The organism is Rhodococcus sp. P3_B8, from assembly GCF_056402775.1.
Genome location: NZ_JBFUGT010000205.1, coordinates 1 through 11,524 on the forward strand (window position 1 = coordinate 1; position 11,524 = coordinate 11,524).

At 68.0% G+C, this 11,524-nt stretch carries 11 protein-coding genes and 1 pseudogene; 3 read left to right on the forward strand and 9 right to left on the reverse strand.

The annotated features are described in order from the left end of the window. Nucleotides 1–162 precede the first annotated feature (162 nt). The gene (locus AC1D1G_RS33305) at nt 163–1,146 is read left to right on the forward strand and encodes a quinone oxidoreductase family protein (RefSeq protein WP_280783628.1); all 984 of its coding nucleotides are present in this window, start codon (nt 163–165) and stop codon (nt 1,144–1,146) included. A gap of 52 nt (nt 1,147–1,198) precedes the next feature. On the opposite strand, the gene AC1D1G_RS33310 is transcribed toward AC1D1G_RS33305, so the two are convergent. Then, complete coding sequence (locus AC1D1G_RS33310; RefSeq protein WP_477955412.1) at nt 1,199–2,575, reverse strand: MFS transporter; 1,377 nt, start codon at nt 2,573–2,575, stop codon at nt 1,199–1,201. Between the two features lie 192 nt (nt 2,576–2,767). On the opposite strand from AC1D1G_RS33310, the gene AC1D1G_RS33315 reads away from it, so the two are divergent. Continuing rightward, a complete protein-coding gene (locus AC1D1G_RS33315) occupies nt 2,768–3,394 on the forward strand; it encodes a TetR/AcrR family transcriptional regulator (RefSeq protein WP_280783630.1) in 627 nt (208 codons plus the stop codon). A gap of 7 nt (nt 3,395–3,401) precedes the next feature. Here the strand turns inward: AC1D1G_RS33315 and AC1D1G_RS33320 are convergent, their stop codons facing one another. The 8 genes from AC1D1G_RS33320 to AC1D1G_RS33355 form a co-directional block, all read right to left on the reverse strand. Further along, the gene (locus tag AC1D1G_RS33320) at nt 3,402–4,040 is read right to left on the reverse strand and encodes a TetR/AcrR family transcriptional regulator (protein ID WP_477955414.1); all 639 of its coding nucleotides are present in this window, start codon (nt 4,038–4,040) and stop codon (nt 3,402–3,404) included. 1 nt (nt 4,041) lies between these two features. Continuing rightward, a complete protein-coding gene (locus tag AC1D1G_RS33325; protein WP_477955415.1) occupies nt 4,042–5,034 on the reverse strand; it encodes a phosphotriesterase family protein in 993 nt (330 codons plus the stop codon). Between the two features lie 80 nt (nt 5,035–5,114). Further along, a complete protein-coding gene (locus AC1D1G_RS33330; protein WP_477955416.1) occupies nt 5,115–5,765 on the reverse strand; it encodes a formylglycine-generating enzyme family protein in 651 nt (216 codons plus the stop codon). 7 nt (nt 5,766–5,772) lie between these two features. Then, nucleotides 5,773–6,174 carry a nuclear transport factor 2 family protein gene (locus tag AC1D1G_RS33335; protein ID WP_005252906.1) on the reverse strand — a complete coding sequence of 134 codons (402 nt, stop codon included), beginning with the start codon at nt 6,172–6,174 and terminating at the stop codon, nt 5,773–5,775. Next, complete coding sequence (locus AC1D1G_RS33340) at nt 6,171–7,301, reverse strand: 3'(2'),5'-bisphosphate nucleotidase CysQ (RefSeq protein WP_477955417.1); 1,131 nt, start codon at nt 7,299–7,301, stop codon at nt 6,171–6,173. The genes AC1D1G_RS33335 and AC1D1G_RS33340 overlap by 4 nt, the downstream gene beginning before the upstream one ends. Further along, nucleotides 7,291–9,141 (reverse strand): adenylyl-sulfate kinase, encoded by a 1,851-nt coding sequence (cysC, locus tag AC1D1G_RS33345; RefSeq protein ID WP_283353550.1) that lies wholly within the window; start codon nt 9,139–9,141, stop codon nt 7,291–7,293. Before cysC ends, AC1D1G_RS33340 begins: the two co-directional genes overlap by 11 nt. After that, nucleotides 9,141–10,058: a sulfate adenylyltransferase subunit CysD gene (cysD, locus tag AC1D1G_RS33350; protein WP_283353549.1), complete on the reverse strand. Its 918-nt coding sequence runs from the start codon at nt 10,056–10,058 to the stop codon at nt 9,141–9,143. The genes cysC and cysD overlap by 1 nt, the downstream gene beginning before the upstream one ends. Before the next feature lie 120 nt (nt 10,059–10,178). After that, nucleotides 10,179–11,102 carry a helix-turn-helix domain-containing protein gene (locus AC1D1G_RS33355; RefSeq protein ID WP_317571333.1) on the reverse strand — a complete coding sequence of 308 codons (924 nt, stop codon included), beginning with the start codon at nt 11,100–11,102 and terminating at the stop codon, nt 10,179–10,181. A 93-nt stretch (nt 11,103–11,195) separates the two neighbouring features. Between AC1D1G_RS33355 and AC1D1G_RS33360 the strand changes: the two are divergent. Further along, nucleotides 11,196–11,524, forward strand: a pseudogene (locus AC1D1G_RS33360) (hypothetical protein); the annotation flags it as partial.

Here is an 11,524-nt window from a genome sequence, read left to right on the forward strand (position 1 = left end):
TCGGCCGCACACTCAATCTGCTGTTCGACGGCGCCAACACCGGCAAGCTCGTGCTGGAGATCGGCGACCACTGACAGCACACCCGCACGGAGGGCTCGTCGCGGCCGTCACCGTACTACGGTGGCGGCCGTACCCGTGCGACGACGAGATGACGAGGTAGGCATGCGCGCGATCACCATTTCACGCTTCGGCGCGGTAGACGTCCTCGAGGCGGCCGACCTCGCCGTTCCGGAGCCGGGACCCGGCCAGGTGAGTATCGATGTGTCGCACGCGGCGGTCGGGTTGGCGGACGTCCTCATGCGGCGTGGTGAATTCGGCGGGACACCACCGATCGTGCCCGGCCTCGAGGTGGCGGGAACGGTGCGGGAAGTCGGTGCCGGTGTGCATCATCTGCGGGTCGGCCAGCCCGTCGTGACGCTCTCTCGCCCCACCGCGGGCGGCTATGCCGAAGTGTCGGTGGCCGATGCGGCCATCACGATCCCGCTGGATTCCGTGGACCTTCGCCTCGATGCCGCCGAGGCGGTGGCGGTGGTCCCGAACACGACGACGGCGCTGCTGTCACTGGAACTCGTGGGCAATGTCGGTCCGGGAAGCCAGGTGCTGATCCACGGCGCCGCAGGTGCCCTCTCGGGCATCACCGCGCAGGTGGCCCGTCGGCTCGGCGCCGCGCAGGTGCTGGGCACGGTCCGGTCCTCCCGGCGTGCGGCGGGGGCCGAGCGGTACGGATACGACCTGGTGGTGTCGAGCAACGGATTCCGCATCGCTCTGTCGGACGCGGGCATCGATTCGGTGGACATCGTCGTGGACCCGGTCGGCGGCCGGTTGCGCGCCGAGAGCCTCGAGGTGCTCGCGCCGCTGGGCCGGCTTCTCGCCGTGGGCAATGCGAGCGGAGAGGACGACGTGCGGGTCGGTGCCAACGAGTTGTGGCTCGCCAACCGCGCCGTCCTGGGTTTCAACGTCGGCGGACTGCTGATGCAGGATCCGACTGCCGCGGAGGCCGCCGCGCGCCGCGCGATCGAGTGGGTGGCCGCAGGCACGGTGAGCATGCCGCACACCACGCTGCCGCTGGCGCAGGCCGCCGAGGCGCACCGCCTGCTCGAATCCGGGGACTGCGAGGGCCGGATCGTGCTGACGGTGCCCGACTGACGGCTGTGGGGTGGCTGGATGCCAGCCACCCCACGCCGCCCGGTCGTCCCGGCTAGTAGAACTGGGCGCCGGGTACGGCGGTGGGATCGTTCCGGACCTCGGCGGTGTTGGTCTCGCGGAGCTTCCACGCGCAGAGGAACGTGACCAGCCCCATCAGTGCGACGAAGACGGCGACGAACGTGGTGGTTCCGGTCTTGGCGATCAGCGCGGTCATGATGAACGGAGTGCCGCCGCTCACCGTGATCGCCGCCAGCTGGTACGCGAGGGACGCCGCCGAGTACCGGACGTTGGGCGCGAACAGTTCACCCATGTATGCGGCGATCGGCCCGTAGGTCATGGACTGGAAGACGCTGCCGACCGTGACGGCGATGAAGAACAGCAGCAGGTTCCGGGTGTTGATCAGCCAGAAGTACGGGAACGCCCACACGATGATCATCGCCGCGCCGATCAGGATCATCGGCCTGCGCCCGATCTTGTCGGACATGTGCCCGGACCACAGCACGACACCGACCGTGAGTCCGGCGCTGAGCAGCGAGATCGCGAGCAGGTCGTTGCGCTTCATTCCCAGTTCCGCGGTGCCGTAGCTGAGCACGCCGGCGATGGAGATGTAGAACAGGGAGTTGGTGGCCGCGAGCAGGCCGCAGCCGAGCAGGATCTTGCGCCAGTGTTCCTTGATCGCCTCCGTCAGCGGTGCGCGGACGACGGTCTTGTTCTTCTTCTGCGCCTCCTCCTGCAGATCCCGGAATTCGGGGGTGTCCTCGACCGTGGTCTGGATGTAGAGCACGACCGGGAACAGCAGTGCGCTCGCTAAGAACGGGATCCGCCAGCCCCAGCTGAGGAACGCCTCGTTCGAGATCGCCGCGGTGGCGCCGAGGAACACGAGGTTGCCGAGCAGGACGCCGAAGGAGACGCCCATCTGGCCGAAGGTCCCGGAGAATCCCCGGCGCTTCGGGCTCGCCGATTCGGTCAGCAGCAGGACGATCCCGCCCCATTGACCACCGCAGGCGAGGCCCTGGACGAACCGCAGGGCCACCAGCAGGATCGGGGCCGCGACGCCGATGGTCGCGGCACCCGGAAGGCAGCCGATGAGGAACGTCGCCAGTCCCATGAACAGCAGGCAGGTGACGACGGCCGGCTTGCGGCCGTACTTGTCGCCGAAGTGCCCGGCCACGAGGCCGCCGAGTGGGCGTGCGACGAAGCCCGCCCAGAACGTGCTGAACGAGAGCAGGGTGCCCATCAACGCCGACGAGTCGGGGAAGAAGACGTGGGGAAAGACCAGTGCCGCAGCGGTTCCGTACAGGAAGAAGTCGTACCACTCGATCGAGCTGCCGACGAGCCCCGCCGCAAGCAGTTTCCGATGCGCACGCTTGCGCGAGACGGCTGTGTCGCCGGCTGCGTCCTTACTCGGCTGCACCGCGGATGTAGTCATCCGATCACTCCTCGAGATAGGTCTTCGTATGGATGTGGGAATGAGACTTTTCAGAACATGACGCCAACTTCAAGTCAGTGAGCGCTTGCTTAGTGTGTTTGAATAGCTGTGTGATGTCAATCACTCGAGGGGATTGATCTTGCCGGATCCCGCCGGTGCGGACGAAGCTCGAAACGGCGGAGAGGACCACCGATGACCGAACTGCGAGACGACGTGTCCGCGACCGAGGAGCCGAGCCCGGGTCCGCTGACATCCGAGGAACGCCTGCTCCGGGCGGCGACGACACTGTTCTCCGACAAGGGTTTCGAAGCCACCCGTACGAGGGACATCTCCACCATGGCCGGGATGAGCCCCTCCGCGATGTACGTGCACTTCCCGTCCAAGGAGGATCTGCTGTTCCAGCTCGTCCGCCGGTCGAACGAGCGTGCGCTCGCGCTGGTGTTGGAGGCCGTGGCACCGTTCACCGACCCCATCGACCGCGTCCGGGCACTGGTCCGCGAATTCAGCATCATGCACGCCCGGAACTTCCGGCGCGCCCGCATCGCCCAGTACGAGAGCAGGCATCTCGACCCCGACCACCGCGAGGTGGTCGCCGAGACCCGGCTCCAGATCCGGGTCGCGGCAATCCGGGAGGTGCAGAACGGGATCGATCAGGGGGTGTTCCTGATCACCGACCCCCGCGTCGCGGTTCTGGCGATCATGTCGCTCGCGGTGGACATCTGCCGGTGGTACAGCCCCGACGGCGAATTCACACCGGAGGAGCTGGGCGACATCAACGCCGACCTCGTTCTGCGCATCCTCCACGCACCCGGCTACTGACAGCTCCTCACACGCGGTCGGGGACGCGTAGCGCGTTCGTCCACATCCGCGCGAGTCCGGCGGTCAACTGCTCGAACGTGAGCGATCTCCGCTCGCTCGGCGGTCCGACGAAATAGCTGTAGGCCATCCTTCCGACCATGGCGGACAACGCCTTCGACGTCAGCATCGGATCGAGCGACGCGTCGGCGAGACCGCGGTCCTGCAGATCGGCGATCGCCCGCGCGTTGCGGCGGTAGAACGTCTCGTCCCGTGAGCGTTCCAGTTCACGGAATGCGGGGTCGACGTGCGCGACCTGCTCGAGCAGGGCCAGCAGTCGCGCATTCCGGCGGCACGCGTGCAGGTAGGCGCGGATGCTCGCCTCCACCACCGCGTGCACGTCGCCTTCGTCCGCGACCCGTCCCATGCCTGGATGCAGCAGGTCGTTCTGCGTGACCTCGACGACCGCCGCKAACACCTCCTCCTTGTTGGTGAAGTAGGTGTAGAACGATCCGGTCGAGAGTCCGGCCTCCTTGCTGATGTCGACGAGACGGGCGTCGAGGTACCCCTCGCGTTCGAACACCACCCGGGCGGCGGCGACGAGACGATCGCGGGTGCGGACGCCCCGGGCCGTGACCGGGGGTGTGGGTGCGATTCGCGGGCGCGACATGTCAGTAGGGGTCGACGTTCTCGAAGTATCGCCGAGGCACCTCGACCAGCATCTCGGTGATCATCTTCTCGGTGACACCCCGCTCGCGGACGTAGGGCAGCACGTCGTTCTCGATGTGCAGGTAGTGCCACTGCGGGAGCGCGGCCATCAGGGCGGGGTCGATCCAGTCGATGTAGCAGGAGGCGTCCTGCGACAGGACCATCTGCCCCGCGAATCCCCGGCGGCACATCTCGACGAGCGTGTCGGCGCGGGCCTCGAACGTCGTCTCGAGGTTGATTCCGAACCGGTCCATCCCGAGGACGAAGCCGGCCTCGGCGAGGCTGGTCAGATGCTCGATGTCGGTGCTGTCTCCGCTGTGCCCGAGCACGATCCGGTCCGGCCGCACCCCCTCCTCGTCGCACATCACACGTGTGACGTGCACTCCGGCCTCGCTACCGGGGTGGGTGTGCACGGTGATGGGCACGCCGGTGCGCCGATGTGCCTTCGCGACGGCCCGCATCACCCGCTCGACACCGGGCGTGGGCCCCTGGTGGTCGATCGCGCACTTGAGCAGTCCCGCGCGGACCCCGGTGTCGCCGATCCCCTCTTCGATGTCCTTCACGAACATGTCCACCATCGGGTCGGGGACCTCGGCACCGACGATCGCATCCAGCGCCGGACCGCGGTAGTGGAAGAAGAACGGCACGTCGTCGTAGGTGTACAGCCCCGTTGCCRCAACGATGTTCAGCTCGGGTAGCTGTTCCGCGACCCGCTGGATGCGCGGAATGTACCGGCCGAGGCCGACGACGGTGGGGTCGACGATGGTCCGGACACCCTGCTCCGCCAGCGCGCGCAGTTTGGTGACCGCGTCGGCGACCCGCTCGTCCTCGCTCCCCCACTCGTCCGGGTAGTTCTGCTGCACGTCGGGCGTCAGCACGAACACGTGCTCATGCATGTAGGTGCGTCCGAGTTCGGCGCTGTCGATCGGTCCGCGGACCGTGTTGATCTGGCTCATGCAGACTCGCCCTCTCCGGGTGTGACCGTCGTCATACTCCCGAGCTCAGCGTAGAGCTAACTTGAACCTGACGTCAACATTTAGTCAGGAGTGAATACGCCCCGGGCGAGACGGAATCCGACGTCGTCGATGCGATAGGTCGGGTGACTGCGCCGACGCACGGAGGCACGGCAACTCCAGTGCTCGTCGAACCACCCACCGCCGCGCAGCACCCGGTACGTGCCGTACACCTCGGGGTCGTACAGATCCCAGCACCACTCCCACACATTGCCCAGGGTGTCGTGCAGGCCCCAGGCGTTCGGCTGCTTCCCGCCCACGTCCCGCGACCGGCCGTCGGAGTTGCCGCGGTACCACGCGATCGCGTCGAGCGGGCCGTACCGCGGACCCGTGGTGCCCGCCCGGCAGGCGCGTTCCCACTCCGCCTCGGCCGGAAGCCGGTACCCGTCGGCCGTGGTGTCCCACACGACGTCGTCGCCGGTCACGCGATAGGCGGCGGCGAGCCCGCCGCGCTCGGACAGGGTGTTGCAGAACAGGATCGCGTCCCGCCACGACACTCCGTCGACCGGCAGCCGCGTTCCCCGCGTCGTGCCCGGCCACTCGCCGGTGATCTCGGCGTACTCTCCCTGCGTCACAGGGTGGACGGCGATCTCGAAGGCATTCAGCTCGACGCTCCAGCTGCGGGTGGTTCGCCGATCCGACAGCGTGACCTGCCCGGCCGGGACGGCGATCATCGGGCCGCTATCCACCGCCGGCAGCAGCCTGGATCGGCGCCATGTCGAAGTAGTCGCGCCAGGTGGTGATCTTGCCGTCGGTGATCTCGAAGACGCCGACGACGGGCAGTTCGACGACGTTGCCGTTCAGCGTGAACACGTCGATCCGCTCGTTCATCACCACGCCGCTCGATTCCTCGGCGTTGGGACTCTGCCCGCCGTCGGTGACCTGCCGGTGCACCCGGAAGTCGATTCCGCCGAAGGCCGCGATGAAGCCGGCGACGAACTCGCGGATCGCGTCACGCCCGATGACGGGTTCCATCGGAATATTGTGGTAGACGGCGTCTTCCGCGAAATACTCCGCGATCTTCGCCGGATCGGGCTCGATCCACTCGGCACAGAATTGGGTGACCAGTTGATCCGGGGTCATCGGTTCTCCCTTTCGATCGCGGACGGTTCGATGATGGCCATGACGGACTGGATCGCCCCGGCCGGGATGTCGAAATGTTCCGTGATCCGGACGGACGTCACCTCGGTGGGCGTGGCCCCGAGGTCGAGCACGAACCGGGCCACCACGTTGTCGCCCCACTCGTGGAAGGAGAGTTCGCGCACGGCCTGGATGGCCTGATACTGCAGGCCGTTCTCGAGTTCGTCCCGGATGAACGCCCCCGATTCGCCCGTGTGCTGCCCGTTCTCCACCCGCCAGGCGTTGTCCGCGAGACGCACCTTGGTGGCGTCGTGGCTGACCAGTGCATCGATGTACGCCCGGGCCATCGCGACCCGGCCGCTGTCGGCCGTGTCGGTGGCATGTGTCGCGATCGCGGCGAGCAGCGGCCGAGCCAGCTCCGGCCGGCAGATCAGGAGGTCGGGCAGGTACGGGTGGGACTCGTTGTAGTCCAACGGGGTTCCATCGATCCGCGAGCAGTGCAGGCCCGCAGCCTCGGCGACGCCGACGGGCGCGGCCGAGTCCCATTCCCACTGACCGCCCGCGTGGATGTAGGCGTCCACGTCTCCGCGGAGCACGGCCATCGCCTTGGCTCCGGCCGAACCCATGGTGGTGACCTCGGCGCCGATCTCCGTCGCGACGGCGTCGACGAAGGCAGGCGGCCTGCTGGCGGACACGACGATCYGGGGCCGTGCCGGGAGTTGTTCGGTCTGCACCGCGTGGCTGTCGTCGTCACTGGCATACACCGCGCCCAGCGCCGGTTGCGCGACCGCTGCCGCCGTGATCCCCCGACCGCGTTCCCACAGCGCGACGTGCACCGCCCAGTCCGAGTGACCGGGCAGTCCGTACTCCTTGGAACCGTCGAGCGGGTCGATGATCCACACCCGGGAACTCTCCAGGCGCGACCGGTCGTCGGCCGACTCCTCGGAGAGGATCGCGTCGTCGGGTCGCTCCGCGGAGAGCTTGCCGAGAATGAACGCGTCGGCGGCGACGTCGCCGCGCCTGCCCAGTTCACGACCGTCCGCCGATCCGAGTCCCGCGGTGCGGATGTCCAGCAGCAGGGCACCGGCACCGGAGGCGATGTCGGCCGCGAGTCGTGCGTCAGTGATCACGTCTCAACAATTCCATAATTCTCTCGGCTTGTTCGGTCGGCGTGCCGTCCCCGGGCCGGAGGACGAGTTCGGCGTTCTCCGGGGCCTCGTACGGGTCGTCGACCCCGGTGAATCCGGTGATCTCCCCCGCGCGGGCTTTCGCGTACATGCCCTTCGGGTCCCGCGCCTCGCACTGCTCCACCGGCGTGTCGACGAACACCTCGACGAAATCGAGGCCGGCAGCCCGGTGCTGCTCCCGGACGCGGTCCCGGTCGGCGCGGTACGGGCTGATCAGCGACGCGATCGCGACCACCCCGGAGTCGGCGAGCAGTTGTGCCACGGCGCCGACGCGGCGCACGTTCTCGGCGCGGTCCTCGGCACTGAAACCGAGGTCGGCGTTGAGACCGTGACGCAGGTTGTCGCCGTCCAGCCGGTAGGCGGGCACCCCGGCCGCGACCAGGCGTCGCTCGAGTTCCACCGCGACCGTCGACTTTCCCGACGCCGACAGTCCCGTCAGCCACACCGTGCGACCCCGCGTCGCCCGCTCGTCCCGCGAGACGGCCGCGGCGTGCCACACCACCTTCGAACGCGACAGCGTCGGCCCGGTGATCATGCCGGCGGCGACGGTGTTGTGGGTCGACTCGTCGACGAGGATGAAACTGCCCGTCACGTGGTTGCGGCGGTACGGGTCGAACATCAGCGGCTGCGACGTCCTCAACTGGATACGGCCGATCTCGTTGAGCGAGAGCGACTGTGCGGACTCGTCGCGGTGCAGGGTGTTCACGTCGAGGCGGTAGTCGAGCCGCACGACGGACGCCCTGGTGGCGCGGGTGGTGTGCAGCAGCGTGTACCGCGCGTCCGGCGTCAGCGAGGACTGTTCGCTGAACCAGCAGACCATCGCGTCGAGTTCCTGCCCGACGAGCGGACGGTTGTTGGGGCGGCACAGCACGTCTCCGCGGCTCACGTCCAGCTGGTCGGCGAGCTGCACGCACACCGCCGACGGTGCGAACGCCTCGTCGAGGCGGGTTCCGCCGGGACCCCAGATGGCGCTGACGGTGGAGGTGAATCCGGACGGCAGTACCACCACCTCGTCGCCCGGCTTGAACACGCCGCTGGCGACCGTGCCCGCGTACCCACGGAAATCGTGCAGCGCGGAATCGGTCCGGCGCTGCGGCCGGACCACGTACTGCACCGGAAACCGCGCGTCGATGAGGTTGCGGTCGGATGCCACGTGGACCTGCTCGAGGTAGTGCAGCAGCGACGCGCCCTCGTACCACGGCATGTTGACGGTGCGTTGCGCGATGTTGTCGCCGCGCAGTGCCGACACCGGGATGAACGTGAGGTCGTGGACCTCGAGTTTGATCGCGAACTGCCGGAACTCCTCCTTGATCTCCTCGAACCGGTCCTCGGACCACCCGACGAGATCCATCTTGTTGACGCACAGCACGAGGTGGGGAATTCCGAGGAGGCTGGCGATGAACGCGTGGCGGCGCGTCTGCTCGAGAATCCCCTTGCGGGCGTCGACGAGGATCAGGGCCAAGTCGGCGGTGGACGCGCCGGTCACCATGTTCCGGGTGTACTGCTCGTGCCCCGGCGTGTCCGCGATGATGAACTTGCGGTTCGGTGTGGCGAAGTAGCGGTGCGCGACGTCGATGGTGATGCCCTGCTCGCGTTCGGCGCGCAGACCGTCGGTGAGCAGTGCCAGGTCGGCGTGCTCGTCGCCCCGCTCGCGGCTGGTGCGTTCGACCGCCTCGAGCTGATCCTCGAAGATCGCCTTCGAGTCGTACAGCAGCCGGCCGATCAGGGTGGACTTGCCGTCGTCGACGCTGCCCGCGGTCGCGACCCGGAGTAGCTGCGGCATCAGAAGTACCCTTCCTTCTTGCGGTCTTCCATGCCGGCCTCGGAGATCCGGTCGTCGGCCCGGGTCGCCCCACGCTCGGTCACCCTGCTCGCGGCGACCTCGGTGACCACGGCCTCGGCGGTGGTTGCCGACGACTCGACGCAGCCCGTGCACGTGGCGTCGCCGACGGTCCGGAATCGGACGAGGGCCTCGTACGGCTCGTCACCGGGGAGCAGGGTCAGGAACCGGGTGTGCGCCAACAGCATTCCGTCGCGCGGCACGACCTCCCTGCGGTGCGCATAGTACAGGGGCGGCAGTTCGATCTTCTCCTCGCTGATGTACTGCCAGATGTCGAGTTCGGTCCAGTTCGACAGCGGGAACACCCGGATATGCTCCCCCTTGCGGTGCCTGCCGTTGTAGAGGCTCCACAACTCGGGGCGCTGCGCCCGCGGATCCCACTGCCCGAACTCGTCGCGGAAGCTGAACACCCGTTCCTTCGCGCGGGCCTTCTCCTCGTCGCGGCGGGCGCCGCCGAAGACGGCGTCGAAACCGTTGTCCCGGATCCCGCGCAGCAGCGCCGTGGTCTGGAGCCGGTTGCGGCTGGCCCGCGGACCCGTCTCCTCGCTGACGCGGCCTGCGTCGATGTCGTCCTGCACGCTGGACACCACCATCCGCAGGTCGAGGTGTTGGACGGTCCGGTCGCGGAATTCGATGACCTCGTCGAAGTTGTGGCCGGTGTCGACGTGCATGACGGCGAACGGGAGAGGTGCCGGCCAGAACGCCTTGGCGGCCACGTGGAGCATGACCACCGAGTCCTTGCCGCCGGAGAACAGCAGAACCGGACGCTCGAACGTGGCGGCCACTTCTCGGAAGATGTGCACGGCTTCGGCTTCGAGTGCGCCGAGGTGGGACAACTCGTACACGGGCGGTGCGGTCATGGGCGATTCCTCGTCGCGAGTGCCTTACCGGTCACTGGTCCATATTTGGACCAGCTCGGTCGAAAATGATTACACCTCCGAGAATAGAACGTGTTTCAGATTGTGGTCAATGCCCCTGTCTCACCGCGGCCGGCGGCCGCCCACCTCCGCGGTGATCGCGTCCGCGGCCGCAGCGAGAGCCTTGCCCCGCCGCGCGATGTCGGACCGCGCGAGTTCGGCGCCCACATAGAGCGTCAGAACCATGGCCTGATGACCCTCGGCGTCGTATGTCGGCGCGGCAATGAGACTGACGGGGTGCGGCGCGGCGGGGTCCGCGTGTTCGGCGTCCAGGTAGATCCGCTCCCCCAGGCTGGACACCATCTCGCCGAGCACGTCGCGCAACTCCGGCGGCAGGTCGTGCGCGGCGACGCCGGCCATGAGCGTGTGGAGGCGCTGACCGACGGGAGTGAGCGTCTCCACGAGATACCCGGTGCGGGAGCACTCGTCCACCACGGTGCGCAACCGGTCGCGGTCGAGGCGCACCGGCAGGGTCGGCTCCCGGCGCAACCACGACTGCAGCGCGTCGTCGCCGTCCCACAGCACGTACATCAGGCCGACGGGCGGCGCGAACGGGTACATCTCCCCCACCTTGGCGGCCGCCCGCACACCGGGCGGACTCGTCAGCTCCAGGACGGCAATACGGTCGCCGACCACCGCCGACGCCGTGCACGTGGTCCGGAACTCCTCACTGAGCACGGCAAGATGCGCGCGCGCCACCGGGCCGGCCGCGAATCCTTGCTGCGCCGCGCGGCCGGCCGCGATGAGTGCGGGCCCGAGGCCGTACGTCTTCGTGGCGGGATCCCGGACGAGATAGCCGCCGCGGGCCAGTTCGGTGAGGATCCCCAGGCAGGTGGGCTTGCTGATGCCGAGTTGCCGGGCCAGCTCCGACAAACCGAAGCGGTGCTCCTTGCGCGCCACCAGGAAGTCGAGCACCTGCACCACACGTTCGGTGGGCGGCGACCGTCGGCCCTGCGCCCTGTCGGGCGTCTCGTCCTCGTGTCCCATTGACCACTCCTTAGAACACGTTCTATTGTCGGTTCATCAAAGTCCTACCACGCAGGTACATATTTGTACCACCCCCATCGTGAGGAGCACGGTGTGCTGACCGACCCATTCGCCGACGCCATGGCCGAGGCCGAGAAACTGATCGAGAGCGCCCCTCACATCCGCACCGAGCAGGATCTGCTGGAGGGCTACCAGTACCTCGCCGGCGGCATTCTCGCCACGACGCACGCGGCCTGGGCCACCGAGCGGTCGCACCCGACGTTCATCTCGGGCACCGGCCCGTACATGAAGATGGGCCTCGACAACCCCGACACGCTGTACTTCGGCGCCCGGATCAACGACGACGTCGAATACGTGGTCACCGGGCGGCGCGGCACCACCGCGGACCTCAGCTTCCAGGTGCTGAGCGGAAACTACACGGC